Source organism: Pseudomonas sp. UFMG81 (genome assembly GCF_015354575.1).
In the GTDB taxonomy this organism is placed as follows: domain Bacteria; phylum Pseudomonadota; class Gammaproteobacteria; order Pseudomonadales; family Pseudomonadaceae; genus Aquipseudomonas.
Genome location: NZ_JACAFQ010000011.1, coordinates 132948 through 158262, shown reverse-complemented (window position 1 = coordinate 158262; position 25315 = coordinate 132948). Strand labels below are relative to the sequence as shown.

Annotated in this window: 19 protein-coding genes; 6 read left to right on the top strand and 13 right to left on the bottom strand. The window is 65.8% G+C overall.

The features are described 5' to 3' along the window. Nucleotides 1-69: 69 nt before the first annotated feature. On the bottom strand, nucleotides 70-1461 hold the full coding sequence (locus IX761_RS11035; protein WP_194789623.1) for an L-cystine transporter: 1392 nt from the start codon (nucleotides 1459-1461) through the stop codon (nucleotides 70-72). A 247-nt stretch (nucleotides 1462-1708) separates the two neighbouring features. On the opposite strand from IX761_RS11035, the gene IX761_RS11030 reads away from it, so the two are divergent. Beyond that, nucleotides 1709-2764, top strand: a complete 1056-nt coding sequence (locus tag IX761_RS11030) for a haloacid dehalogenase-like hydrolase (RefSeq protein ID WP_228533465.1) — start codon at nucleotides 1709-1711, stop codon at nucleotides 2762-2764. A gap of 169 nt (nucleotides 2765-2933) precedes the next feature. Here the strand turns inward: IX761_RS11030 and ilvD are convergent, their stop codons facing one another. Then, nucleotides 2934-4775: a dihydroxy-acid dehydratase gene (gene ilvD / locus IX761_RS11025; RefSeq protein WP_194789621.1), complete on the bottom strand. Its 1842-nt coding sequence runs from the start codon at nucleotides 4773-4775 to the stop codon at nucleotides 2934-2936. A gap of 320 nt (nucleotides 4776-5095) precedes the next feature. Between ilvD and IX761_RS11020 the strand changes: the two genes are divergently transcribed. Continuing rightward, the gene (locus IX761_RS11020) at nucleotides 5096-6772 is read left to right on the top strand and encodes a DUF4153 domain-containing protein (protein WP_194789620.1); all 1677 of its coding nucleotides are present in this window, start codon (nucleotides 5096-5098) and stop codon (nucleotides 6770-6772) included. Nucleotides 6773-7051: 279 nt separating this feature from the next. On the opposite strand, the gene IX761_RS11015 is transcribed toward IX761_RS11020, so the two are convergent. After that, the gene (locus IX761_RS11015) at nucleotides 7052-8248 is read right to left on the bottom strand and encodes a class I SAM-dependent rRNA methyltransferase (protein ID WP_194789619.1); all 1197 of its coding nucleotides are present in this window, start codon (nucleotides 8246-8248) and stop codon (nucleotides 7052-7054) included. Between the two features lie 280 nt (nucleotides 8249-8528). Between IX761_RS11015 and IX761_RS11010 the strand changes: the two genes are divergently transcribed. Further along, nucleotides 8529-9347, top strand: coding sequence for an HDOD domain-containing protein (locus IX761_RS11010; protein ID WP_194789744.1), 819 nt, complete (start codon nucleotides 8529-8531; stop codon nucleotides 9345-9347). 3 nt (nucleotides 9348-9350) lie between these two features. Beyond that, the gene (mutM, locus tag IX761_RS11005) at nucleotides 9351-10163 is read left to right on the top strand and encodes a bifunctional DNA-formamidopyrimidine glycosylase/DNA-(apurinic or apyrimidinic site) lyase (protein WP_194789618.1); all 813 of its coding nucleotides are present in this window, start codon (nucleotides 9351-9353) and stop codon (nucleotides 10161-10163) included. Between the two features lie 117 nt (nucleotides 10164-10280). Here the strand turns inward: mutM and ggt are convergent, their stop codons facing one another. From ggt to IX761_RS10975, 6 genes are all read right to left on the bottom strand, one after another. Further along, complete coding sequence (ggt, locus tag IX761_RS11000) at nucleotides 10281-11963, bottom strand: gamma-glutamyltransferase (RefSeq protein ID WP_194789617.1); 1683 nt, start codon at nucleotides 11961-11963, stop codon at nucleotides 10281-10283. Continuing rightward, the gene (locus IX761_RS10995) at nucleotides 11963-12214 is read right to left on the bottom strand and encodes a YfhL family 4Fe-4S dicluster ferredoxin (protein ID WP_008095804.1); all 252 of its coding nucleotides are present in this window, start codon (nucleotides 12212-12214) and stop codon (nucleotides 11963-11965) included. Before IX761_RS10995 ends, ggt begins: the two co-directional genes overlap by 1 nt. A 109-nt stretch (nucleotides 12215-12323) precedes the next feature. Continuing rightward, a complete protein-coding gene (coaD, locus tag IX761_RS10990) occupies nucleotides 12324-12803 on the bottom strand; it encodes a pantetheine-phosphate adenylyltransferase (protein ID WP_194789616.1) in 480 nt (159 codons plus the stop codon). 112 nt (nucleotides 12804-12915) lie between these two features. Beyond that, complete coding sequence (locus IX761_RS10985) at nucleotides 12916-14514, bottom strand: GMC family oxidoreductase (RefSeq protein WP_194789615.1); 1599 nt, start codon at nucleotides 14512-14514, stop codon at nucleotides 12916-12918. 222 nt (nucleotides 14515-14736) lie between these two features. Continuing rightward, on the bottom strand, nucleotides 14737-15228 hold the full coding sequence (locus tag IX761_RS10980; RefSeq protein ID WP_194789614.1) for a twin-arginine translocation pathway signal protein: 492 nt from the start codon (nucleotides 15226-15228) through the stop codon (nucleotides 14737-14739). Nucleotides 15229-15244: 16 nt separating this feature from the next. Further along, nucleotides 15245-16675 (bottom strand): coniferyl aldehyde dehydrogenase, encoded by a 1431-nt coding sequence (locus IX761_RS10975; RefSeq protein WP_194789613.1) that lies wholly within the window; start codon nucleotides 16673-16675, stop codon nucleotides 15245-15247. 170 nt (nucleotides 16676-16845) lie between these two features. Between IX761_RS10975 and IX761_RS10970 the strand changes: the two genes are divergently transcribed. Together IX761_RS10970 and IX761_RS10965 are read left to right on the top strand one after the other, a co-directional pair. After that, nucleotides 16846-17511 (top strand): TetR/AcrR family transcriptional regulator, encoded by a 666-nt coding sequence (locus tag IX761_RS10970; protein WP_194789612.1) that lies wholly within the window; start codon nucleotides 16846-16848, stop codon nucleotides 17509-17511. Nucleotides 17512-17546: 35 nt separating this feature from the next. Continuing rightward, a complete protein-coding gene (locus IX761_RS10965; RefSeq protein WP_194789611.1) occupies nucleotides 17547-18401 on the top strand; it encodes a sulfurtransferase in 855 nt (284 codons plus the stop codon). Between the two features lie 248 nt (nucleotides 18402-18649). Here IX761_RS10965 and IX761_RS10960 read toward each other — a convergent pair whose 3' ends face one another. From IX761_RS10960 to IX761_RS10945, 4 genes are all read right to left on the bottom strand, one after another. Further along, entirely contained in the window at nucleotides 18650-19642 is a 993-nt protein-coding gene (locus tag IX761_RS10960; RefSeq protein ID WP_194789610.1) for a hydrolase, read from the bottom strand. 60 nt (nucleotides 19643-19702) lie between these two features. Beyond that, the gene (locus IX761_RS10955; RefSeq protein ID WP_194789609.1) at nucleotides 19703-21082 is read right to left on the bottom strand and encodes a M16 family metallopeptidase; all 1380 of its coding nucleotides are present in this window, start codon (nucleotides 21080-21082) and stop codon (nucleotides 19703-19705) included. After that, on the bottom strand, nucleotides 21075-22379 hold the full coding sequence (locus IX761_RS10950) for a M16 family metallopeptidase (RefSeq protein WP_194789608.1): 1305 nt from the start codon (nucleotides 22377-22379) through the stop codon (nucleotides 21075-21077). Before IX761_RS10950 ends, IX761_RS10955 begins: the two co-directional genes overlap by 8 nt. 187 nt (nucleotides 22380-22566) lie before the next feature. Beyond that, nucleotides 22567-25293 (bottom strand): M16 family metallopeptidase, encoded by a 2727-nt coding sequence (locus IX761_RS10945; protein ID WP_194789607.1) that lies wholly within the window; start codon nucleotides 25291-25293, stop codon nucleotides 22567-22569. Between the last annotated feature and the right edge of the window lie 22 nt (nucleotides 25294-25315).

The following is a 25315-nucleotide window of genomic DNA, read 5'->3' as shown; positions in this document are numbered from 1 at the left end:
GGGGATCGCGTTCACTTGTAGGAGCGGCCTTGTGTCGCGAAAGGGGCGCAAAGCGCCCCCAGCAATCTCTCAGGAATGACTCAGTTGGGCATGCTTATCCCCGCCCAGCACCTGCTGGTCGGTCTGCTTGAGCAGCTGGCTGGTCACCACGCCCGCGGTCATCGAGCCATTCACGTTCAACGCCGTGCGGCCCATGTCGATCAGCGGTTCCACCGAGATCAACAGCGCCACCAGCTCCACTGGCAGGCCCATGGCCGGCAGCACGATCAACGCGGCGAAGGTCGCGCCACCACCGACACCGGCAACGCCGGCCGAGCTGAGGGTGACGATGGCCACCAGGGTGGCGATCCACAGCGGGTCGAAGGTGTCGATGCCCACCGCCGGGGCGACCATCACCGCCAGCATCGCCGGGTACAGGCCGGCGCAGCCGTTCTGGCCGATGGTGGCGCCGAACGAGGCGCTGAAGCTGGCAATCGACTGCGGTACGCCCAGGCGCTGGGTTTGCGCCTCGATGTTCAGCGGGATGCTGGCGGCGCTGGAGCGGCTGGTGAAGGCGAAGGTCAGCACCGGCCACACTTTGCGGAAGAAGCGCAGCGGGCTGACGCCGGTCAGCGCCAGGATCACCCCGTGCACCACGAACATCAGGCCCAGGCCGATGTACGACACCACCACGAAGCTGCCCAGCTTGAGGATGTCCTCGAGGTTGGAGCTGGCCACCACCTTGGTCATCAGTGCCAACACGCCATAGGGGGTGAGCTTCATCACCAGGCGCACCAGGCGCATCACCCAGGCTTGCAGCACATCGATGGCCGACAGCGCGCGTTCGCCCTTGTCCTTGTCGTCCTTGATCAGTTGCAAGGCGGCCAGGCCCAGGAACACGGCGAAGATCACCACGCTGATGATCGAGGTCGGCTTGGCCCGTGCCAGGTCGGCCACCGGGTTGCTGGGGACGAACGACAGCAGCAACTGCGGGATGTTGAGGTCGGCGACCTTGCCCGCGTAGTCACTGTGGATCGCCTGCAACCGCGCGCTTTCCTGCACCCCGGCCACCAGGCCCTCGGCGCTCAGGCCAAACAGGTTGGTCAGGGCGATGCCGATCAGCGCGGCGATGGCGGTGGTCAGCAGCAGGGTGCCGATGCTCAGCACACTGATGCGGCCCAGGCTCGAGGCATTGTGCAAGCGGGCCACGGCGCTGAGGATCGAGGCGAAGATCAGCGGCATGACGATCATCTGCAACAGGCCGACATAGCCGTTGCCGACCAGGTCGAGCCAGGCGATGGTCGCCTTGAGCACCGGGTGGCCGGCGCCGTAGACGGTGTGCAGGGCCAGGCCGAAGCCCACGCCCAGGGCCAGGCCCAGCAGGACTTTCTTGGCCAGGCTCCAGTCGGTGCGGCGGGTTTGCGCCAGGCCCAGCAGCAGGGCCAGGAACGCCAGCAGGTTGAGAGACAGCGGCAGGTTCATTGAAGCTCCAGGAAAAGCGAAAGAGGCATCGCCTCTGGTGAGCGATTGCGAACCGAAATGCTAACAGCCTGAAAACAAACGAATTTATACCTAAAAGTAATTTGTATAGTCGTTTTTGGAATAACGGCATGTCGTTATTGGCAAGCGGCATGGCGCTTGCGGCTGTGTCGGGGTCGGTGCCGAGCGTCTGGTTGTCACAAAACGGGTCTAGGGTTGAGCGGCCACGTCTTTGGGAGAACTGCACATGATGTCTGCTCCGAAACTGCTTGCCGGCGGTCTGGTCCTGTTGCTCAGCGCCAGCAGCTGGGCGGCCACCGAACTCAAGCATTGGCCCGCCGAGGCGGCCAGCAAGCTGGACGCGATGATCGCCGCCAACGCCAACAAGGGTAACTACGCGGTGTTCGACATGGACAACACCAGTTACCGCTACGACCTCGAAGAGTCGCTGCTGCCGTTCATGGAGAACAAGGGCCTGCTGACCCGCGACAAGCTCGATCCCTCGCTCAAGCTGATCCCGTTCAAGGACACCGCCGAGCACAAGGAGAGCCTGTTCAGCTACTACTACCGGCTGTGCGAGATCGACGACATGGTCTGCTACCCGTGGGTGGCCCAGGTGTTCTCGGGCTTCACCCTCAAGGAGCTGAAGCAGCAGGTCGACGAGTTGATGACCTCGGGCAAGCCAATCCCCAGCACTTACTACGAAGGCGACCAGGTCAAGCAGATCGAGGTGCAGCCGCCCAAGGTCTTCACCGGCCAGGCCGAGCTGTACAACAAGCTGATGGAGAACGGTATCGAGGTCTATGTGATCTCCGCCGCCTCGGAAGAGCTGGTGCGCATGGTCGCCTCCGACCCGAAGTACGGCTACAACGTCAAACCGGAGAACGTGATCGGCGTCAGCCTGCTGCTCAAGGACCGCGCCACGGGCCAGCTGACTACCGCGCGCAAGCAGATCACGGCCGGGCACTATGAGGCCAAGGCCAACGAGGGCCTGGAACTGACCCCCTACCTGTGGACCCCGGCGACCTGGATGGCGGGCAAGCAGGCGGCGATCCTGACCTATATCGATGAGTGGAAGAAGCCGGTGCTGGTGGGCGGCGACACGCCAACCAGCGACGGCTACATGCAGTTCCACAGCGTCGATGTGGGCAAGGGTGGCATCCACCTGTGGATCAACCGCAAGGCCAAGTACATGGACCAGCTGAACGGCATGATCGCCAAGCATGCGGCGGCGCAGGCCAAAGAGGGGTTGCCGGTGACGGCGGACAAGAACTGGGTGATCGTGACGCCGGAGCAGATTCAGTAACAGGTGGGTTGCCTGTTCCGGCCTCATCGCCGGCAAGCCGGCTCCCACAGGTACAGTGCGATATCAAGGCCTGTGATAACCCTGTAGGAGCCGGCTTGCCGGCGATGAGGCTCTACAGGCATAAAAAAACCGGCGCACAAGGCGCCGGTTTTTTTATGCCATCAAGGCCTCACAGCCCTTCAAGCATCGCCTTGTTACGCACTGCACCCTTGTCGGCACTCGTAGCCAGCAGGGCGTAGGCCTTCAGCGCGGTGGTCACCTTGCGTGGGCGCACTTCGACCGGTTTCCAGCCCTTCTTGTCCTGCTCCACGCGACGCGCGGCCAGCTCTTCATCACTGACCAGCAGGTTGATCGAGCGGTTGGGGATGTCGATCAGCACCTTGTCACCGTCCTGCACCAGGCCGATGGCGCCGCCTGCGGCGGCTTCCGGCGAGGCGTGGCCGATCGACAGGCCTGAAGTGCCGCCGGAGAAGCGGCCGTCGGTGAGCAGGGCGCAGGCCTTGCCCAGGCCTTTGGACTTCAGGTACGAGGTCGGGTACAGCATCTCCTGCATGCCCGGGCCGCCTTTCGGGCCTTCGTAGCGGATGATGACGATGTCGCCGGCCTTCACTTCGTCGGCGAGGATGCCGCGCACGGCGCTGTCCTGGCTTTCGAAGATCTTCGCGGTGCCTTCGAATACGTGGATCGACTCATCCACGCCGGCGGTCTTCACCACGCAGCCGTCCAGGGCGATGTTGCCGTACAGCACGGCCAGGCCGCCCTCTTGCGAATAGGCGTGCTCGAAGCTGCGGATGCAGCCGTTCTCGCGGTCGTCGTCCAGGGTTTCCCAGCGGGTCGACTGGCTGAACGCGGTCTGCGTCGGGATGCCGGCCGGGCCTGCCTTGAAGAAGGTGTGCACGGCTTCGTCATCGGTCTGGGTGATGTCCCACTTGGCGATGGCTTCTTCCATGCTGGCGCTGTGCACGGTGGGCAGGTCGGTGTGCAGCAGGCCGCCACGGGCCAGCGAGCCGAGGATGCTGAAGATGCCGCCGGCGCGGTGCACGTCTTCCATGTGGTACTTCTGGATGTTCGGCGCCACCTTGCACAGCTGCGGCACCTTGCGCGACAGGCGATCGATGTCGCGCAGGTCGAAGTCCACCTCGCCTTCCTGGGCGGCGGCCAGCAGGTGCAGGATGGTGTTGGTCGAGCCGCCCATGGCGATGTCGAGCATCATGGCGTTCTCGAACGCCTTGAAGTTGGCGATGCTGCGCGGCAGCACAGACTCGTCGTTCTCGCCGTAGTAACGCTTGCACAGCTCGACGATGGTACGGCCGGCGGTGAGGAACAGCTGCTCGCGGTCGGAGTGCGTAGCGAGGGTCGAGCCGTTGCCCGGCAGGGCCAGGCCCAGCGCTTCGGTCAGGCAGTTCATCGAGTTGGCGGTGAACATGCCGGAGCACGAACCGCAGGTTGGGCAGGCGCTGCGCTCGTACTCGGCGACTTTTTCGTCGGAGGCGGTGGAGTCGGCGGCGATGACCATGGCGTCGACCAGGTCCAGGCCGTGGCTGGCCAGCTTGGTCTTGCCGGCTTCCATCGGGCCGCCGGAAACGAAGATCACCGGGATGTTCAGGCGCAGGGCGGCCATCAGCATGCCGGGGGTGATCTTGTCGCAGTTGGAGATGCAGACGATGGCGTCGGCGCAGTGGGCGTTGACCATATATTCGACGGCGTCGGCGATGATCTCACGGCTGGGCAGCGAGTACAGCATGCCGTCGTGGCCCATGGCGATGCCGTCATCCACGGCGATGGTGTTGAACTCTTTGGCCACGCCACCGGCGCGTTCGATCTCGCGGGCGACCAGCTGGCCCAGGTCCTTCAGGTGCACGTGCCCCGGGACGAACTGGGTGAACGAGTTGGCGATGGCGATGATCGGTTTCTTGAAGTCATCATCCTTCATCCCGGTGGCGCGCCACAGGGCGCGGGCGCCGGCCATGTTGCGGCCGTGGGTGGAGGTCTTGGAACGGTAATCAGGCATGGAGCGCTCCTGGCGGCTAAATCACGTCACGTAAATAGGGAGTGAGCTTCTCTTGTCCTGAAACGCCGAAGGCCGGTTGCCGCTGGCAAGGATGGGGGCCGAAGACCACGCGGGATCGCCGCAGGCTCGACCAGAGCTCATAAACCCGCCGGGGATGTCTGGCGATGAATAGGCCCGATTCTACACCGCCGCGCCTGCGAGGGAATGCCGTTGTGATAATTGGCAGTCGGCCCAGCCCGCACGGTAAAGGCCTTGGCATCGTTTGCGCAGGGTTCGGTAGACTGGCGCGCTTCGTACCCCACTGGCCAAAAGGATTTGCCATGCCGGCGCCCACCCGCTCGTTGTTGTATTACGTTGTCATCGGCCTGTTCCAGGGCCTGGTATTGCTCGCCACCGTGCTGGGGCGCGGTGAAGTGCTCGGCTTCGGCCTGTCGGTGGCCGTGTGCGCCACGGTGGTGGTGGCGGGCCTCAACCTGCAATTGCTCGGCAGTGCGGTGCGCCAGCGCGGCACCGGCTGGCTGGTGCTGGGCCTGAGCCTGTTGATCGGCGGGATCAGCGCCTGGCTGTTCGCCGCCGAACCCAAGGGCTGGCTGCAGCTGACCTGGTGCCTGGCGGCGGTGGTGCTGGGCTATATCGGCACCGCGTTCATCCTTGCCTGGCCAACCCGCGAAGGGCTGCGGCCGCGCTACGAAGACCTGTTCCGGCATGCCTGGAACAATGTGTTCATCCTGTTCCTGGCGCAGTTGCTGACGGGTCTGTTCTGGCAACTGCTGTGGCTGTGTGCGCTGCTGTTCCGGATGCTCGGTATCCCGCAGGTGAAGGAGGCGGTGGAGTCGCCGGTGTTCCTCTGGCTGGTGCTGCCGGTGGTGTTCTCCTTGGGTGTGCGTATGGGCCGGGAGAACGAGAAGGTCATCGGCCTGCTGCGCGGCATCCTGCTGACGCTGTGCCGCTTCCTGCTGCCACTCGGCGCGCTGATTACCGTGCTGTTCACCCTGACGCTGCCGTTCACCGGGCTGCAGCCGGTGTGGGACACCGGCTATTCGACGACCCTGCTGCTGGCACTGGCGACCATCAATCTGTTCCTGGTCAATGGTGTGTTCCAGGAGGGGCATCAGGGCAGCGTCTACCCCGTTGCGCTCAAGCGCCTGGTAAACGCCAGCCTGCTGTGCCTGCCGGTGCTGGTGGGCCTGGCGGCCTATGCGAGCTGGATGCGCATCGACCAGTACGGGCTGACGCCATCGCGCATCCTGGCGCTGTTGCTGGTGGGGGTGATGCTGGCCCACGGCCTGGCGGCGGTCTGGGCGGTGCTGGCGTCGCGCCAGGGCTGGCTGAACAGCCTGCGGGTGAGCAACCCGTGGATCGCTCTGCTGAGCGCGGTGCTGGTGGTGCTGTTCTACACGCCGTTGCTCGCCCCACAGGCGCTGAGTGCGAAAAACCAGATCGAACGCCTGGTCAGCGGGCGCACGAAGGTGGGCGACTTCGATGCGCGAACCCTGTACCACAACCTGGGCCAGCCGGGGCGTGACGCCTTCGAGCAGCTGGAAAAACGGCTGCAGACGGATGAGTTGCTCGATGCGCCAGGGCGTGCGCAACTGCTGGCGACGCTTGAGGAAGTGCGGCGGCCGGCAGCGGCCGTCGAACGCGGGCCAAAACTGGAGTGGCTGGGGCCGGTGCAGTCCAGCAGCGAAGCCCTGGCCGACTCGACCCTGGCCGAAAGCCAGTGTGGTGGCAAGGGGTGCTACCTGTGGGCGGTCGACCTGGACGGCGACGGGCACAACGAAGTGCTGATGATCCCCCGGCACACTTATGCGTCGCGCCTGTTCGTGCTCACCTGGGATAACCAGGGATGGCGTGAAGTGGGGAGTTTGAGCGGCAACATGGACAACCTGGATGGGTTGGCCAACAGCATTCGCGAGGGGGCGGTGAAGCTGGTTACCCCGCGCTACAAGACCTTGAGCATCGATGGGCAGGAGTTGATGCAGGACTTCAGGCGGTAACAGGGGCTGCGGTGCAGCCCATCGCCGGCAAGCCGGCTCCCACCCTGAAGTTTGCACGTCACCTGTAGGAGCGGCCTTGTGTCGCGAAAGGGCCGCAGAGCGGCCCCGGCGATCTTGGGCGTACTCGAGAACCTGGGGGCGCTGCGCCCCCTTTCGCGACACAAGGCCGCTCCTACAGAACAGCAGAACAGCAGAACAAGACAGTTGCTCCCACACCAACCACGCCAACCTCAAGGCCTGCGCTGTACCTGCGGGAGCTGGCTTGTCAGGCCGCCGCACTTAGCTGTTGGGCAGCAACCGGCAGGTAATGCTCTTGATGTAGCGGGTCTCGGCGATCGCTGGGTGCACCGGGTGGTCCGGGCCCTGGCCGCCACGTTCGAGCAGTTGCAGGTTGCGGTCCAGGTGGCGGGCGCTGGTCAGCAGGATGTTGTGCAGGTCGTCCTCGGGCAGGTGCATCGAGCACGAGGCGCTGACCAGGATGCCGTCCTTGCTCAGCATGCGCATGGCCTGTTCGTTGAGGCGGCGGTAGGCGGCCTCGCCGTTCTTCAGGTCTTTCTTGCGCTTGATGAAGGCGGGTGGGTCGGCAATGATCACGTCGAAACGCTCTTCGGCGGCTTTGAGCTCGCGCAGGGCCTCGAACACATCACCTTCGATGCAGGTCACTTTCTCGCTGATGCCGTTCAGCGCGGCGTTGCGCTCGACACCATCCAGGGCGAAGCCCGAGGCGTCCACGCAGAACACTTCGCTGGCGCCGAACGCGCCGGCCTGCACGCCCCAGCCACCGATGTAGCTGAACAGGTCGAGTACGCGCTTGCCTTTGACGTAGGGCGCCAGGCGCGCGCGGTTCATGCGGTGGTCGTAGAACCAGCCGGTCTTCTGGCCGTCACGCACCGGGGCTTCGAACTTGACGCCGTTCTCTTCCAGGGCGACCCAGTCCGGCACTTCGCCGTAGACGGTGTCGACGTAGCGCTCCAGGCCTTCGGCATCACGGGCGGCGGAATCGTTCTTGAACAGGATGCCGCTGGGCTTGAGCACCTGCACCAGGGCGGCGATCACTTCGTCCTTGTGCGCTTCCATGGTGGCCGAGGCCAGCTGCACGACAAGCACGTCGAAGAAGCGGTCGACCACCAGGCCCGGCAGCAGGTCGGAGTCGCCGTACACCAGGCGGTAGCAGGGCTTGTCGAACAGCCGCTCGCGCAGCGACAGGGCCACGTTCAGGCGATGTACCAGCAGCGACTTGTCCAGCGGCAGCTTTGCGTCGCGCGACAGCAGGCGGGCGCAGATCAGGTTGTTCGGGCTCATGGCCACCACGCCCAGGGGCTTGCCGTTGGCGGCTTCGAGGATGGCCTGCTGGCCGGCCTTCAGGCCTTGCAGTGGGGTCGCGGCAACGTCGACTTCATTGCTGTAGACCCACAGGTGGCCGGCGCGCAGGCGGCGGTCGGCGTTGGCTTTGAGGCGAAGGCTGGGCAGGGACATGACGTCGCTCCGGGAAAAAAGAGCGGGAGTATACCGCGTCGGCCCAGTGTTCGGTGTGGGGCGCGACAAAGCGCGGGCCGTGTTCGCCGGCAAGCCGGTTCCTACAGGGGAATGCGATCGCCCGTAGGAGCCGGCTTGCCGGCGAACAGGGCCGTGAATGGCAAAACAGTGCCCCGAGCTGTACTGCAGGGTTTAGAATCCCCCGGTCCCCATGGAGTAAGCACGCATGTCCCAGGAACTCACCGCCGAACAGATCCAGCAAGCCTTGCAAGGCATCACCATCCCGCCGCAACCGCAGATCATGGTCGACCTGCAGTTCGAGCAGTACATGCCCGACCCGGACCTGGAAACCATCGCCAAGCTGATCTCCCAAGACCCCGGCCTGGCCGGCGCCCTGCTCAAGCTGGTCAACTCGGCGCAGTTCGGGCTGTCGAACAAGATCGGTTCGATCCAGCGCGCGGTGAACCTGCTGGGCAGCCGCTCGATCATCAACCTGATCAACGCCCAGTCGATCAAGGGTGAAATGAGCGACGAGACCATCGTCACCCTCAACCCCTTCTGGGACACCGCCCAGGACGTGGCCATGACCTGCCTCACCTTGGCCAAGCGCACCGGCATCCAGGCGGTGGACGAGGCGTATACCCTGGGCCTGTTCCATGATTGCGGCGTGCCGCTGATGCACAAGCGCTTCCCCAACTACATGGAAGTGCTGGAGGAGTCCTACGCCAAGGCCAACGACGAGATCCGCGTGGTGGATACCGAGAACCGCGTGTTCAACACCAACCACTCGGTGGTCGGTTACTTCACCGCCAAGTCGTGGCGCCTGCCGGAACACATCAGCGCGGCCATCGCCAACCACCACAACGCCCTGGCGGTGTTCCGCGACGAGTCCTCGTGCAACACCAAGACCCAGCTGAAGAACCTGCTGGCGGTGCTGAAGATGTCCGAGCACATCTGCGCCTCTTACCGTGTGCTGGGCAACCAGAGTGTCGACCACGAGTGGAATATGGTCGGGCCGCTGGTGCTGGAATACATCGGGCTGTCGGAATACGACTTCGAGCAGCTCAAGCAGGACATTCGCGAACTGGGCGGGCGCTGAACCATGCCGGAATTGCCAGAGGTCGAAACCACCCGGCGCGGTATCGCGCCGCACCTGGAGGGCCAGCGGGTCAGCCGCGTGGTGGTGCGCGACCGGCGCCTGCGCTGGCCGATCCCCGAAGACCTCGACGTGCGCCTGTCGGGGCAACGCATCGTCAGCGTCGAGCGGCGGGCGAAGTACCTGTTGATCAACGCCGAGGTCGGCACGCTGATCAGCCACCTGGGCATGTCGGGCAACCTGCGCCTGGTCGAACTGGGCCTGCCGGCGGCCAAGCATGAGCATGTGGACATCGAGCTGGAGTCGGGGCTGATGCTGCGCTACACCGACCCGCGGCGGTTCGGCTGCATGCTCTGGAGCCTCGACCCGCTCAACCACGAACTGCTGCTGCGCCTGGGGCCGGAGCCGCTGACCGACCTGTTCGACGGCGAGCGGCTGTTCCAGCTGTCGCGGGGCCGGTCGATGGCGGTCAAGCCGTTCATCATGGACAACGCAGTGGTGGTGGGGGTGGGCAACATCTACGCGACCGAGGCGCTGTTCGCCGCCGGGATCGACCCACGGCGCGAGGCCGGCGGGATTTCCCGGGCGCGCTACCTGCGCTTGGCGATCGAGATCAAGCGGGTGCTGGCGGCGGCGATCGAGCAGGGCGGTACGACCTTGCGCGATTTCATTGGCGGCGATGGGCAGCCGGGGTATTTCCAGCAGGAGCTGTTCGTTTACGGGCGCGGTGGGCAGCCGTGCAAGGTGTGCGGCAGCGAATTGCGTGAGGTGAAGCTGGGGCAGCGGGCGAGTGTGTTCTGTCCCAAATGCCAGCGTTGACCCTTGGAGGGGCCGCTGTGCGGCCCTATCGCCGGCAAGCCGGCTCCCACAGGGAGCTGCGCTGTAAATTGTGGGAGCCGGCTTGCCGGCGATAGGGCCGGAGCAGGCGACAGCCGTTCAGTTGACAATCACCGCCTCGCCCACACCCCGTGGATCACTGGCCGCCTCGACCGTCCCGCCAGCCTTGTCCCAATACAGCACCTGCTGATTGCCGTAGTGACGCCCCACATCCTTCAGCTGATACCCGCGCGCCTGCAGCGTGGCCTTCTGCGCATCGCTGAACGTCCCCGGCTCATGCTCCACCACATCCGGCAGGTACTGGTGGTGGTAACGCGGCGTCGCCGGCCATTCGGCCACGGGCCGGCCTTCCAGGAAGCCCAGCACCGACAGCAGCACCATGCTCGGAATACGGCTGCCACCGGGCGTGCCGAAACTGGCGAACTGACTCGGGCTTTCGATAAAGGTCGGGCTCATGCTCGACAGCGGCCGCTTGCCCGCCGCCACCGCGTTGGCCTGGCTGCCGGCCAGGCCATAGCTGTTGCTGCCGCCGGGGTCGGCGGCGAAGTCGTCCATTTCGTTGTTCAGCACCACGCCGCTGCCAGGCACGCTGAAGGCGGCGCCGAACGGCAGGTTGACCGACAGCGTGGCGGACACCGCGTTGCCGTTTGCGTCGATCACCGTGAAGTGGGTGGTGTGGTCACCTTCGCGCCAGGCGGGCGAGGGCGGCAGGGCGCTGCTGGGGGTGGCCTGGTGCACGTCGATGCTGTCGGCCAGCCCGGTCAGGTACTGGCGCGCCAGCAGGCGGTTGACCGGGTTGCTCACATAGTCCGGGTCGCCCAGCAGGCCACGGTCGCGGTAGGCGCGGCGCAGCACTTCGATCACGTAGTGGCTGCGCTGTACGGGCTCGGCGCTTTGCCAGGGCAGGCGCTGCAGCATGGCCAGGCTCTGGGCCAGGGCGATGCCGCCGGCCGAGGGTGGCGGGCTGCTGATCAGCTCGCGCTGGTCGGCCAGCCGATAGCGCAGCGGCTCGCGCCAGGCGGTGCGGTAGCCGGCCAGGTCGTCGAGGGTCCAGATACCGCCCGCCTGGCGCACCCCATCGACCAGGCGCTGGGCCATTGGCCCACGGTAGAACCCGTCGCGGCCATGCTCGGCCATGTTGCGCAGGGTCGCGGCCAGTTCAGGCTGGCGGATCACCGTGCCCAGGGCCGGGACGTCATTGGCGGCGAGGAACAGCCGGGCGCTCTCCGGGTCGTCGCGCAGGGCGCTCAGGCGCATGGTGGCGCGGTCGCGGTAGATGCGGTCGACGGCAAAGCCCTGGTTGGCCAGGCGAATGGCCGGGGCCAGGCTGTCCTTGAGCGGCAGCTTGCCGTGGGTGGCGGCCAGGTCGGCCAGGGCCTGGGGCAGGCCGGGGATGGCGGCGGCCAGCGGGCCGTTGATCGACAGGCCGGGCTGGACCTTGCCGTCCTTCAGGTACATGTCCGCCCGGGCGGCGGCAGGCGCGCGCTCACGGGCGTCGAGAAAACGGTAGCGTGGGCTGTCGCCGCTTTCGCGCAGGAGGAAGAAGCCACCGCCACCCAGGCCCGAGCCATAGGGCTCGACCACCGCCAGCGCGGCGCCGATGGCCACGGCGGCATCGAAGGCGTTGCCGCCGTGCTGGAGAATCTCCCGGGCGGCGGCGGTGGCCTCGTTGTGCGGGCTGGCGATGGCGGCGCGGCCTGGGCCATCAGCCTGGGCAGCAGTGGCCAGCAGCGCCAGGACGGTGCCAAGCAGTGCCGGGCGCAACGCGGTGACGAACGGCATCAGGCCTTGCCGGTGATCCGGCGGTACTTGGCCATCAGCTCATCTTCGGTTTCCGGGTGGGCTTCATCCAGCGGGATGCAGTCGACCGGGCAAACCTGCTGGCACTGCGGCTCGTCGTAATGACCCACGCACTGGGTGCACAGGTTCGGGTCGATCACGTAGATCTCTTCGCCCTGCGAAATGGCTTCGTTCGGGCACTCGGGTTCGCAGACGTCGCAGTTGATGCAGTCGTCGGTGATGATCAGGGACATGGGGACTCCGGCCGGGGCGTCAGGCCCGGGCATGTTTCAAAGCGATGGGCGCAATTGTGCCGGATTCGCGCCCGCAGTGCACGCGGGCGCGACAGCATGCCCCTGCTGCTTACTTGCGAAAGCGTTCGGTCAGGGCGTCGGCCACCGCCGGGTGGACGAATTTGCTGATATCGCCGCCCAACGCGGCAATTTCCCGGACCAACGTCGAAGAAATGAACGAATAGCGCTCGGACGGGGTGAGGAACAGGCTCTCGACGTCGGGTGCCAGCTGGCGGTTCATGTTGGCCAGCTGGAACTCGTACTCGAAGTCCGAAACCGCGCGCAGGCCCCGCAGGAACACATTGGCGTTCTGCTCCTTGGCGAAGTGCGCCAGCAGCGAAGAGAAGCCGATGACCTCGACATTGGGCAGGTGCTGGGTGACCTCGCGGGCCAGCGCCACCCGTTGTTCCAGCGGGAACAGGGGGTTTTTCTTCGGGCTGGCCGCCACGGCGATGATCACGTGATCGAACAGCCGCGAGGCGCGCTCGACCAAGTCGCCATGGCCTTTGGTAATGGGGTCGAAAGTACCCGGGTACAACACTCGGTTCATCGCGTCATCCTGGCTGGAGTGCGTTGGGGAGTCGGATGGTAGCGCAGCGACCGCGCCCCGGCCAAGTCGCGCGGCCGGCTGATGGCACTATAGACAGGGCGCACAGGGGCTGTCATGCGCCGGGTGCCAGGCGGCCAACCAGGGCGTCGCTGAGCCGGGCGGCCAGGGCGTACACCGACAGCTGCGGGTTGGCGCCGATGCTGGTGGGGAACAGCGAGCCGTCGTGGATCGACAGGTTTTCCAGCTGGTGATGCCGGCCCAGGCTGTCGCACACCGCCTGGCGCGGGTCTTCGCCGAGGGCGCAGCCGCCCATGACGTGGGCGCTGCCCAGGCGCATGCGGAACAGCTCCAAAGGCAGGGCGTCGATCATCGCCGCCGCCTGTTCGGCGTTTGCCGCAGGGCGTGCGTCGCCATGTAACGGCATCACCTGTTGGGCACCGGCGGCGAACTGGATCTGCGCCATGCTGTGCCAGGCCCGGCGCAGGCCGTCGCGCAGGTAGTCGGTCAGGGGGTAGTCGAGCACCGGCGAGCCGTCGCCGCGCAGCTCCACCTGGCCGCCAGGGCTGTCGGGGTGGAAGCCGTCGCGCAGCAGCGCCAGCATCACATGGGTATGTGGCAGCTCGGCCATGCGCTGGGCATTGTCCTGGCCATGGCCGCCGAGCAGGGTGCTGGCCAGGGCCGGATGCAGCGGTGGCACTTCGAGCTTGTAGCCGACCGGCCCGGTCACGCCGTCCTGCCACTGGAACTGGTCGCTGTAGATCGACTGCGGTGCGCCATAGTAGGGGTCGATCTTTTCTTCGAAGCGGGCGGCGCTGAAGTTGACCAGGTGCAGGAAGGTGCGTTTGCCCAGGCGCTGGTGCGGGTCGGGTGCGTCGGAGCGCAGCAGCAGGGCCGGGCTGTTGATGCCGCCCCCGGCCAGCACGTAGTGGCGGGCGCGCACCTGGATCTGGCGGCCGGTGGGGGCAACGCCGCGGGTGTCGAGGGCTTGGCACTGCAGGTGTTCGATGCGCTGGCCGTTGTGCTCGAATCGCTGCGCACGGGCCAGGTAGAGCAGCTCGCCGCCCTTTTCCAGGGTGGCGGGGATGCTGGTGACCAGCATCGACTGCTTGGCGTTGACCGGGCAGCCCATGCCGCAGTAGCCCAGGTTCCAGCAGCCGCGTACGTTGCGCGGGATCACCGCCCAGCGGTGGCCGAGCGCTTCGCAGCCACGGCGCAGCACGTCGTTGTTGGCGTTCGGCGGCATGGCCCAGGGGGCGATGCCCAGGCGCTGTTCGATACGCTCGAACCAGGGGGCCAGGGCGTCGCTGCCCAGGCCCTTGACCGCGTGCTCCTTGGCCCAGTGCGCGAGGGTCTGGTGCGGCGTGCGGAAACTCGAGGTCCAGTTGACCAGCGTGGTGCCTCCCACCGCACGGCCCTGGAGGATGGTGATGGCGCCGTCCTTGCTCATCCGCCCCAGCCCCTCCTGGTAGAGGTCGGCGTAGGCCTGGTGCTCCAGCAGGTGGAAGTCGCTGCTGGTCTTGAGCGGGCCTTCCTCGATCAGCAGCACCTTCAAGCCGGCGGCGCTCAGCGCTTCGGCCGTGGTGGCGCCGCCCGCGCCGCTGCCGATCACCGCGACATCGGCTTCGAGGGTCAGGTCGTGCTCCAGGCGCGAGGCGTCGTGGGTGATCCAGCCTCGCTCGAGGCCTTGGCGAAACGGGTCTGGGACGGGCATGGGGTGGTTTCCTTCAGCAGCGAATCCTGTGGGAGCAGCGGTCATGCGCAAGATGCTGTAGGAGCCGGCTTGCCGGCGAACACCGGTGTAGCCGGTGCCCTCCATCGCGGTGACTGGTTCGCCAGCAAGGCTGGCTCCTACCGGACACGTAGGCGCCGGCTTGCCTTCGAATGAGTGGCACCGTCAACACAAGGCAGTTGCTCCCGCACGGATATTGGTGGTCTACGGGTTTATTCTCGGTGGCCCGGGGTAGCCGCAGGCGGCCCAGGCTTCGGGGCGTTCGTACCAGGCCATCGACAGCAATTGCAGCAACGAGCTATGGCCCTGGCGCAGCAGGTTCAGCGAACTGGTGCGCCAGCGCTCCAGGAAGGCCTGCAACTGCGCCTCGCTGGCCGTGCTCCAGCTGCCCCAGATGCCGGTCAGCGGCCCCCGTGTCAGTGGCAGCGTCAGTACATCGAATAACTGCCGGGTGAGCTTGAGCATGGCCGGCGACAGCGCCGCCAGCTTGCCGTCGAGGGTTTCCAGCACCCCTGCTTCAGTGGCTTGAGTGCCGGCCAGCACCACGGGGATAAGCGCCCGCAACAGCGGCAGATCGCTTTCGCGCAGCACCTGGTAACCCGACGACGGTGTCTGCTGCGAACAGCCCACCAGGCTGGCGGTACCGAGGAACACGGTGGCGCCCAGGCTGAACCTGAGCAGCTCGCGACGATGCATACGAGCGGCCCCTCGCTCAGCGGATGAACAGTTTGTAGACCAGGCGCTGCAAGGCCTTGCCGTAAGGCGGGTAGATCACCCGGGCGGCATTGAAGCGCTGCTTGGTCAGCACCGCTTTGGCCTTGCTGAAGGTCTGGAAACCTTCGTGGCCATGGTAGTGGCCCATGCCCGACGGGCCGATGCCGCCAAACGGCAGGTCGTCCTGGGCCACGTGCAGCAAGGTGTCGTTGAGGCACACGCCGCCGGAGTGGGTGTCGCGCAATACCCGGGCCTGCTCGGCGCGGTCGTAGCCGAAGTAATACAGCGCCAGCGGGCGGGGGCGCTGGTTGACGTAGGCCAGGGCGTCGTCGAGGTGGTCGTAGGGCACCAGCGGCAGCAGCGGGCCGAAGATCTCGTCCTGCATCACCTGCATGCTGTCGTTCACCGCCAGCAACAGGTGGGGCGGCAGGCGCCGGCCCTGGCGCGGTTCGCCGGGGTAGAGGTCGCGCACCTGGGCGCCGCGCTCACGGGCGTCGACCAGCAGGCGTTCCAGGCGTTCGAACTGGCGCTGGTTGATGATCGCGCTGTAGTCGGGGTTGTCGGCCAGGCGCGGGAACATCCGCTGCACCGCGCGCTGGTAGGCGTCGGCGAAGGCCTCCAGGCGTTCGCGGGGCACCAGCACGTAGTCGGGGGCGACGCAGGTCTGCCCGGCGTTGAAGGTCTTGCCGAAGGCGATGCGTTCGGCGGCGGCGTCCAGTGGCACCTCGGCCGAGACGATGGCCGGCGACTTGCCGCCCAACTCCAGGGTGACCGGGGTGAGGTTTTGCGCCGCCGCCGCCATCACGTGGCGGCCGACGCTGGTGGCGCCGGTGAACAGCAGGTGGTCGAACGGCAGGCGGGCGAATGCCTGGCCGACCTCCACTTCGCCGAGCACCACGCTGACCAGGTCGGCGGGGAACACCCGCTCCAGCAGCGCCTTGAGCGCCAGGCCCGTGGCTGGGGTGGCCTCGCTGAGCTTGAGCATCACCCGGTTGCCGGCAGCCAGTGCACCGGTCATGGGGCCGATGGCGAGGAACAAGGGGTAGTTCCACGGCACGATCACCCCTACCACCCCCAGCGGCTGGTACAGCACCTTGGCGCTGGCGGGCTGGAAGGCCAGCCCCACCTTGCGCCGCGACGGGCGCATCCAGCGTTGCAGGTGACGCTCGGCATCGCGCAGGCCCTGTACCGAAGACAGCAGCTCACCGATCAGAGTCTCGTCGCGGCTGCGCCCGGAAAAGTCGCTGTCGATGGCCGCGATCAGCGTTTCCTGCTCGCTCACCAGGGCCTCGCGCAGGTGCTTTAGCCATTGCCGGCGCTGGGCCGCCGGGGGCATGGGGTTGTCCGCGAATGCCTGGCGCTGGGCAGAGAACACCGCGTCCAGATCGAGGTCGCTGGAGACAGGAGGCGGCATGGTGATCGAGGTCATGGCGTAGGCACCCGTGGGAAGAAGTGAATAGAGCCTATACTCTAATTCCGTTTTGGGTGAGTGATTTATCTGCCAGATCAGCGGACATTTCCGCTGCCGTGCCCTGACGCCGGTGGGCAATAGCCCGTAAGATGCCCTGACACCTGTAGGCCTGGAGACTGGAGCTGAGCATGGCCCCGCGCATCAAGACCCGAGAACGCATCGTGCAGAGCAGCCTGGAGCTGTTCAACCAGCAGGGCGAGCGCAGCGTCAGCACCAACCACATTGCCGCGCACATGGAGATCTCGCCCGGCAACTTGTACTACCACTTCCCCAACAAGCAGGCGATCATCGCCCTGTTGTTCAGCCAGTACGAAGAACTGGTCGACAGCTTCCTGCGCCCGCCCCAGGGGCGTATCTCCACCGTCGAGGACAAGCGCTTCTACTTGAAGGCGCTACTGGCGGCGATGTGGAACTACCGTTTCCTGCACCGCGACCTGGAACACCTGCTCGACAGTGACCCGGAGCTGGCCGCCCGCTACCGACGCTTTTCCCGCCGCTGCCTGCAACAGGGCCAGGCGATCTACCGCGGTTTCGTCGAGGCCGGCATCCTGGCCATGGACGCCGCGCAGATCGAGTCGCTGACTATCAATGCCTGGATCGTGCTGACGTCATGGGTGCGCTTTCTCAGCACCACCCGCGAGCACTCGGCACATATGGGTGAAGAAGCCTTCATGCGCGGTGTCTATCAGGTGCTGGTGCTGGAGCTGGGGTTCGTCACCCCTGGTTCGCGCACCGAGGTGGAGGCGCTGTGCGGCGAGTTCCACATTCCGTTCAACCAGGCCCTGGAGCACTGAACCCGGGCTTTCGAACCTTTCATCAGGAGATTGTCATGCCCCTAGCGCAACTGATCACCCCGCAGCAGCTGGCCGACCGCCTGGACGCGCCGGGCCTGGTGATCCTCGATTGTCGCTTCGCCCTGGAGGATGTCGACTACGGTCAACGCAGCTACGCCGAGGGGCATATCGCCGGGGCGCACTTCGCCGATCTCGAGCGTGACCTGAGCGGGCCAGTGGTCAAGGGGCGTACCGGGCGCCATCCGTTGCCGGACCCACAGCGGTTGGTCGAGCGCCTGCGCGAGTGGGGCGTGGACAATGACAGCCAGGTGGTGCTGTACGACGACGGCCCCGGTGCCTTCGCCGCCCGTGCCTGGTGGCTGCTGGCCTGGCTGGGCAAGCGTGACGCGGTGTTCATCCTCGATGGTGGCCTCAAGGCCTGGCACGCGGCGCACCTGCCGCTGAGCCTGGACCCGCCCGCGCGCCGCGAGGGCGCCTTCAGCGGTGAGCCGGACATGACGCTGCTGATCGATGCCCAGCACCTGGCCAAACGGTTGGGTGACCCCGCGATGACCCTGGTGGATGCCCGTGGGTTGCCGCGTTTTCGTGGCGAAGTGGAGCCGATCGACCCGGTGGCCGGGCATATTCCGGGCGCGCAGTGCGCGGCGTTCACCGACAACCTCGGGGCTGATGGGCGCTTCCTGCCCGCTGCGCAGCTCAAGCAGCGGTTTGCCGAAAAGCTGGGCACGCGGGCGCCGGAGCAACTGGTGGCGTATTGCGGGTCGGGGGTGACGGCCTGCCACAACCTGTTCGCGCTGGCGCTGGCGGGGTATCCGCTGGGGCGCTTGTATGCGGGGTCGTGGAGCGAGTGGATCAACGACCCGCAGCGCGGTGTCGCGACGGGCGACTGAAGTCGTCTTCACCGCAGGCAAGCCGGCTCCCATCGGCCGCGTGCACTGCCCCTGCGGGAGCAACTGTCTTGCTCAGTTTTTTGTAGGAGCGGCCTCGCCGGGGCGCCGGACCGGCCCCAGGTTTTTGCGTTCCCGCATAAATTGCTGGGGCTGCTGCGCAGCCCTTTCGCGGCACAAGGCCGCTCCTACAGGTGACGTGCAAGCTTCAGGGTGCAAGCCGGCTTGCCGGCGATGAGCGTGTCGCGGGTCTAACCGCCGTCCACCAGCCACTGCGGAATCCGCCGCTCCAGGTAATACCCCGGGTTGCGCAGGCTGCCCTCGACAAACCCCACATGCCCGCCGCGGGCATGCAGCTCGAACTGGGTCTGCGGCGCCAGCTCGCTGGCACTCGGCAGGCTGTGGTCGAACACGAACGGGTCGTCACTGGCGTGAATGATCAGCGTCGGCGTGCGGTTTTCACCCAGGTAGTAGCGGCTGGAGGCGCGCCGGTAGTAGTCGTGGACACCGTCGAAACCGTTGAGCGGCGCGGTGACCTTGCCGTCGAAATCCCAGAACGTGCGCAGGTTGCGCAGTGAACCCAGGCGCTCGATCTCGGCCAGCCGGTCATGCTGGCCGTGGGCGCGGAAATGCCGCTGCTTGTCCTGCACGTAGGCCAGCATTTCGCGCATGAAATGCGCCTGGTAGAGCTTGGAGAACCCCAGGCCGATGCGGTCGGCGCACTGGTCCAGGCGAAACGGCACCGAGACCGCCACTGCTGCTTCCAGTTGGCTGGCAGTGCCGCTTTCCCCCAGGTACTTGAGCAGCACATTGCCGCCCAGTGAATAGCCCACCGCATACAGCGGCGCCAGCGGCCGTTGCGCGCGCAGGTGGCGGATGATCTCGGCCAGGTCTTCGCTGGCGCCGGAGTGGTAGCTGCGCGCCAGCAGGTTGGGCTCGCCGGAACAGCCGCGCCAGTTCACCGCGACGCTGGCCCAGCCGCGTGCCTGCAAGGCCTGCTGCAGGCCTTTGACGTAGGGGGAGCTGGATGACCCGGTCAGCCCGTGCAGCACCAGCACCAGCGGTGCTGCCGGCTGGTGTGGGCCGTGCCAGTCGAGGTCGAGGAAGTCGCCGTCGGCCAGCCACAGGCGTTCGCGGTGGCGTTGCAAGTTGGGGAGCTTGCGCCACAGCGGCCCCCACAAGGTTTGCAGGTGGGGGTTGGACAGGCCGGTGGCCGGGCGGAAGGTGGCGGTGGGGCTGGGCATGCTGGGCGACTCTTGGTGTGCAGGCCTAGAGTGCCATGAAACACCGCCACTGTATGTGCCCTACGAGGCGAGGGGGGCCGGCTCGGGCAAAGGCTCCTGCGGCTTCGTCGGGCCGACACTCACCGCGACAACGGCATCCAGGTCCAGCTGTTGCAGGGCCAGGCGTACGTCCTGGGCACTGACGCCGATCAAGCGGTCGACATACGTGGACAGGTGATCGTCCTCCAGGTCGTGCCTGCCCAGTTGCGCCAGCAGCTGGCTCAGCGATTGGTTGCGCGCGACTTCGCGCAGATGCTTGCCAGCCAATTGCTGTCGGGCCAGGGCCAGCTCGGCATCGGTGGGACCCTGGTCGATGAACTGCTTGAGCAGATCGATCACCAACGCTTGCGAGGCTGCGTTGTAGTGCGCAGCGACCTGCCATTCGAGGGCAAGCACGCCTCCCGCTTGCAGGGATATCAGCGTGGATCTCACATCGTAGGTCAACCCACGCTCACGGCGCAGTGCCTGCATCAGGCGCGATTCGAGGCCGACACCAAGAATCTGGTTGGCAAGCATGAGGGCCGGGTACAGCGGTTCGCGCCGCAGGATCGGTTGGGGAACCGCCAGTATGATGGCAGCGTTCACGCCAGCCGCTTGCACATGGAGGGTTTCCGGCGCCGCCACCGGCAGTGGTGGTGGGTCTATCGCCGCCCAAGCTTGTGCCAATGCCTGGCTGATCCGCTCGGCCATGGCGTCGGCCTGTGCACGGGACAGGTCGCCAACCATCGAAATGCGCACGTTGTTGGCCGAATAGGCGCGCGCATGGAATGCCCTGACCTCTTCAGCCGTGACGGCGTCCAGCCCGGCCTGTGTGGGTGTCAACGCGTTGGCATAGGGATGGCCCTTGAACAGTTGCCGGAAGGCTTCGTTGCGCGCCCGGGTGACGGGTGATGCGTCTGTTCTTGCGCGTAACGCCTGCAATTGTTGCCTGATCTTTTCCACGCTTGCGTCGCTCAGCGCAGGTTGAGCCAGCATGGCGAGGATCAGGTCGACTGCGGGTTCAAGCACTGCCTCGCTGGCCAGGGTGCGCAGGCTCAGGGTTACATAGTCGGTGCTCAGGCGCTTGTCGAAGCTGACCCCGAGCCGCTCCAGGCTTTCATTGAACTGGCCGGCCTCCATGGTCTGGAGGCCTTCATCCAGCGTGTACAGGGTCAAGGCGGACAAGCCAGGCTGATCGCCGTCCAGCGCGCGCCCGGCCTTGAACTCGAGCACCAGGTCGACCAGCGCCAGCTCGTGACTTGGCACGAACCAGACGGGGGTTCCGGACTGGGTGTTCCAATGCTGGACGTGCTTGCGCACCTGTTCGATGTGGTTCAGGTCGAGGTTGCGGGTCGAGCTGAACTGTTCAGGAATGATGCCAGCCTCGGTGGGGTTCGACGCGTTTGCGGTGGCATCATTCATGGGTTTGCTCCTTGCGTTGCAGGTAGGTCAGGGTCATGCGTTCAGGCGTCAGCCAGCTCTGGGCTGCCTGTTGAATCTGTTCAGGGGTGATACGTTCGATGTCGTTGCGTTCCTGGTCCAGAAGGCGCGGGTCCAGGGTGCTGGCGGCCGCCTCGCCGATGGTCGTTGCCTGCAGTTCGATATCGTCGCGCTTGAAGACCAGGCCAGCGAGCAAGCGTGTCTTGGCCCGGCTGATTTCCTGTTCCGTGGCAGGCGTGGTGCGCAGCCGTTCGATCTGCAGCAGTAGCTGTTCGCCTGCGGCCTGGGGTGTGACCGTTGGCGCAACATAGGCGAAGCATGACCACAAGGTGTCACCCCGGGTGAGGTGATCGTACTTGGAATAGGTGCTGAGCAGGGTCTGCTCCTCGTTCACCAGCTGGCGAACGATGCGGGAACTGTTGCCTTCGGTGAGCAGGTGGCAGGCCAGGCGCAATGCATGGGCATGCGCAGGGTCGGACGCGGTGGCCAGGCTGGGTGTGTTGAAGCTCATCATCAGGCCGTCTTGCAGGCCCGGCTCGACCAGCGTCTGCTCGCGGCGAGCAAGCTTGGCTGGCGCCAAGGGGCGGGTGCGCTCCGGCAACTGCTGGCTCTCGATGGCGCTGAAGTGCTCCTCGACCATGGCTTTCAAGCGTTCCAGGGTCATGTCGGCGACCACCACAAGGCTCGCATTGTTCGGGCCGTACCACTGCCGGTGCCACTGGCGCAAGGCACTGGTGGTCATTCGCTCGAGGTCTGCATGATGCCCGATCAGCGGAATGGAATAGCCGCTGTCGCCATGGGCGAGCGCCGTATGGCGCTCGGCAGCCAGGCCGATTGCCAGGTTGTCGACTCGCAAGCGGCGCTCGGACATGACCACCGCCAGTTCACGGGTGAACAGGGCTTCATCGAGCGTGGCGCTCGACAGGGTGTCGGCCATGGCCTCCAGGGCGATCTCCAGGCGGGAAACCGGCAGGGTCGCCAGGAAGAAGGTCGCGTCGGGCCCGGTGAAGGCGTTGGCAGTGCCGCCCAGGCGGCTGATCAGGCGGGAGTACTGGCCGGCGGCGAGCTTGCTGCTGCCCTCGAACAGCATGTGCTCCAGCATGTGCGAGAGGCCGGACAGGCCGACAGGCTCATCGCTGGCGCCCACGTGATACCACAACTGCGCGCAGGCCAGCGGTGCGCGGTGGTCTTCGCGCAGGTAGACCTTGAGGCCGTTGTCGAGTGTGAAGTGCTGCAGAAGGGCGGATGCGCGGGCATCCGCTCCGGAAGGTGATGTCATGACAGAAAGGGCTCCTGAAGGCTTGGTGTGCCGGAGCAGTTTCGTGCCTTCAAGGGATCCGCTGGCGATACATAGATACCGCCAGCGGACTACGTGTGCAGCAGCCGTCCTGGCACAGCGTGCAATAGGACTTCTTGTCTCGGTGCAGGCGCCCGTTCCCTGGTATCAGGTCGAGGGCGCCGCTGGGCTACTGGCCGTTTGCGGGCAGGGGCGGTAGGGCTTGCTGCTCGGTGCTCGGGCCGACACTGATGGACACGCTGTGCTCGATGGCCAGTAAGCGCCTTGCTGCGGCCTGCACGGCTGCTGGGGTCAGTTGTGCCAGTTGTTGCAGGTAGACCGCCAGGTGGTCTGTGCGGGCCACATCGGGCCCGAGGTCGGCCAGTTCTTCTGCCAATGCATCGTTGTCGGAAAATGCCCGCAGTAACGCGCCCACCAATTGATTGACGGCAAGCTCCAGTTCGTCCTGGCTCGGCCCGTGATCGATGAAACACCGGATCACTTGCTTCACCAGTGCCTGGGAGGCGTCAAGGTAGGCGGGGTCGATATCCCATTTGATGTACAGGAAGGTGGCCGCCTTGTAGGTGCGCAGGTGGCTGCTGATGTCGTAGGTCAGGTTGCGTCGCTCACGCAGTTCGGCAATCAGGCGTGACTCGAAGCCGGCGCCCAGAATTTCGTGCGCCACGACCATGGCCGTGTAATCGGCATCCGAGCGCGCCACGTCCAGGGGCAGGGCCAGGATCACCTCGCAATTGCTGCCGTCCTGTTCCATGTGCACGGCCACGGCTTCGCCCAGCGGGGTTGCGGGCGGTGGCGGCGGGAGTGGGGAGGGGGAGCCGGGCAGGGCCTGGGTCAGCCTGTCGAGCATGTGTCGGGCGTCTGCCTGGGTCAGATCCCCTACCAACGTGATATCCAGGTTTGCGGCCGTGTAGGCGCGCCGATGGAATGCCCTGACGCCCTCTACGTCGATATCGGCCACGCTGATGCTCGTGCCTGAGTAGTCGTGGCCATAGGCATGTTGTGGGAACAGGCGGCCGAGCATTTCCACGTCGATGCGCTGCCCAGGGCTGCTTTCGCGTCGTTGCAGGTATCGGAGCAAACGCGTCTGGATGCTGGAGTAGGCGCCGGCTTCCAGGGCCGGGCGGGCAACCATCGCCGTGAACAGTACCAGTGACGCTTCGCGCAGCGTCTGTGCGCAGTGAGCGCTCAGGTCAATTCGCGCATGGTCGTGGCTGATGTCCAGTTGCACGCTTGCACCAAGGCTGCTGAGCCGCTCGGCGAACTGTTGGGCGTCCAGGGCTTCGATGCCTTGATCGAGGGTATACAGGGTGAGCGCCGCCAGCCCCGGGGTGTCGCCGTCCTGGCAGGCTCCGGCGTTGAAGCGCAGGCGCAGGTTGAACAACGCAGAGCCTTGCCTGGCGACGAAGGCCACGCGGCTGCCGTTGGCGGTGTTCCAGGTCTGCACTGACTGGTTCGGGGGCGGCAGCTGGCGGGTGTCGACGTCTGTAGCCGACTCCAGTGCGGAAAAATCCGCTACTGCCAGGCTACTGCTGCCTAGATCGGCGCAGGTCAGCGGCGGTTGTTCGCGCTCGCCTGGGACCGTTTCCCGTGGTGGCAGCAAGTGAGTGACCGCCAGGCGGTCATCGGTCAGAAACCGCTGTGCAGCCAGCTGGATATCTTCCGGCGTGAGTGGGATCAGTGCCTGCATTACCTGGTCATGCACCTCGGGCTTGAGCCCGCTGAGGGCATACGACGCGATGTTTTCGGCCTGGCTTTGCGGTGTGTCCTTGGCGATGAGATGCGCGGTGAGCAGCCGGAACTTGATCGCCTCGAGCCTCTTGGCGGCGGGCGGGGCTTGTCGGATTGTTTCGATGGCCTGGCGTACATGCTCGACGGCCTGTTGCGCGGTGCCCTTATCGGCGTTGCTGTAGGCATACAGGGTCAGCAATGTGTCGCCGCGGGTCATCTGGTCATAGAAGGCCTCGATGCCGGTGAGCACTTGCTGATCGCGGACCAGGCTGGCGTACAGGGTGGAATCGGCGCCATTGGCCAGCAGTTCTGGCAGCACTAGCAAAGCGGCCGCCGTGGTAAGCGAATCAGCGGTCGCCAGGCTCGGTACATTGAAGGATATGTACAGGCCATCGCGCAGCTCTGGCAGCGTTATGACCTGCTGACGGTACTGGTAGGGCGCTGGCTGAACCGGAACGGGCGATGCGGGCAACACCGCTGTATTCCAAGGGCCGAAGTGGCGCTCGACCCAACCCTGCAAACGGCTCCGATCGACGTTGCCGACCACCACCAGCGTGGCGTTGTTGGGGTGGTACCAAGTGCGGTACCAGGTTCGCACAGTGTCGGGCTTGAGGTAGTGAAGGTCCACGGCATCACCGAAACTGGGGGCGCCATAGGGGCTGCTGCCGTGGGCCAGGCGCTTGTGGTGTTCGTACGCCTGTTGTTCGGGGTTGTTGTCGAGCTTGAGCCGGCGTTCGTCGTTGACGGCCTTGACGGCGCGGTCGAAGCCCACCGATGTAAGGCTGGCGTTGGCCATGGTGTCGCCGAGGATCTCCAGCGCCACTTCCAGCCGCGCGGCTGGCAGTGTCACTTCATAGACGGTGCCGTCATCCTGAGTCGCGGCATTGATCACGCCACCCAGCCGGCTGATGACGCGCGAAAACTGGCCGGCTGCGAGCTTGTGGCTGCCCTCGAACATCATATGTTCGAGCAGGTGGGCGAGGTTGGTGTGCCCCAAGGGGTCGTGGCTAGCGCCGATGTGACAGCAGAACCGGATAGAGGCCAGAGGGCTGTGTGGGTCTTCTTTCAGGTAGACGTTCAAGCCATTGTCGAGAACGAAATGGTGCAGCGGCGGCTGTGCCGCAGGGATCAGCGAAGAAAGGCTGACTGCCGGGGGGAGGGGGGCCATGCTCGAAGTGCTCCGTCGCGAG

What these genes read in the sequence shown, in the direction of transcription:
- IX761_RS10975 (WP_194789613.1), bottom strand. Translation starts at nt 16,675, where the DNA reads ATGACCTCGATCACCATGCCGCCTCCTGTCTCCAGCGACCTCGATCTG.
- mutM (WP_194789618.1), top strand. Translation starts at nt 9,351, where the DNA reads ATGCCGGAATTGCCAGAGGTCGAAACCACCCGGCGCGGTATCGCGCCG.
- ilvD (WP_194789621.1), bottom strand. Translation starts at nt 4,775, where the DNA reads ATGCCTGATTACCGTTCCAAGACCTCCACCCACGGCCGCAACATGGCC.
- IX761_RS10970 (WP_194789612.1), top strand. Translation starts at nt 16,846, where the DNA reads ATGGCCCCGCGCATCAAGACCCGAGAACGCATCGTGCAGAGCAGCCTG.
- IX761_RS10965 (WP_194789611.1), top strand. Translation starts at nt 17,547, where the DNA reads ATGCCCCTAGCGCAACTGATCACCCCGCAGCAGCTGGCCGACCGCCTG.
- IX761_RS10995 (WP_008095804.1), bottom strand. Translation starts at nt 12,214, where the DNA reads ATGTCCCTGATCATCACCGACGACTGCATCAACTGCGACGTCTGCGAA.
- IX761_RS10945 (WP_194789607.1), bottom strand. Translation starts at nt 25,293, where the DNA reads ATGGCCCCCCTCCCCCCGGCAGTCAGCCTTTCTTCGCTGATCCCTGCG.
- IX761_RS10955 (WP_194789609.1), bottom strand. Translation starts at nt 21,082, where the DNA reads ATGAATGATGCCACCGCAAACGCGTCGAACCCCACCGAGGCTGGCATC.
- IX761_RS10950 (WP_194789608.1), bottom strand. Translation starts at nt 22,379, where the DNA reads ATGACATCACCTTCCGGAGCGGATGCCCGCGCATCCGCCCTTCTGCAG.
- coaD (WP_194789616.1), bottom strand. Translation starts at nt 12,803, where the DNA reads ATGAACCGAGTGTTGTACCCGGGTACTTTCGACCCCATTACCAAAGGC.
- IX761_RS10960 (WP_194789610.1), bottom strand. Translation starts at nt 19,642, where the DNA reads ATGCCCAGCCCCACCGCCACCTTCCGCCCGGCCACCGGCCTGTCCAAC.
- ggt (WP_194789617.1), bottom strand. Translation starts at nt 11,963, where the DNA reads ATGCCGTTCGTCACCGCGTTGCGCCCGGCACTGCTTGGCACCGTCCTG.
- IX761_RS11015 (WP_194789619.1), bottom strand. Translation starts at nt 8,248, where the DNA reads ATGTCCCTGCCCAGCCTTCGCCTCAAAGCCAACGCCGACCGCCGCCTG.
- IX761_RS11030 (WP_228533465.1), top strand. Translation starts at nt 1,709, where the DNA reads ATGTCTGCTCCGAAACTGCTTGCCGGCGGTCTGGTCCTGTTGCTCAGC.
- IX761_RS11035 (WP_194789623.1), bottom strand. Translation starts at nt 1,461, where the DNA reads ATGAACCTGCCGCTGTCTCTCAACCTGCTGGCGTTCCTGGCCCTGCTG.
- IX761_RS11020 (WP_194789620.1), top strand. Translation starts at nt 5,096, where the DNA reads ATGCCGGCGCCCACCCGCTCGTTGTTGTATTACGTTGTCATCGGCCTG.
- IX761_RS10980 (WP_194789614.1), bottom strand. Translation starts at nt 15,228, where the DNA reads ATGCATCGTCGCGAGCTGCTCAGGTTCAGCCTGGGCGCCACCGTGTTC.
- IX761_RS10985 (WP_194789615.1), bottom strand. Translation starts at nt 14,514, where the DNA reads ATGCCCGTCCCAGACCCGTTTCGCCAAGGCCTCGAGCGAGGCTGGATC.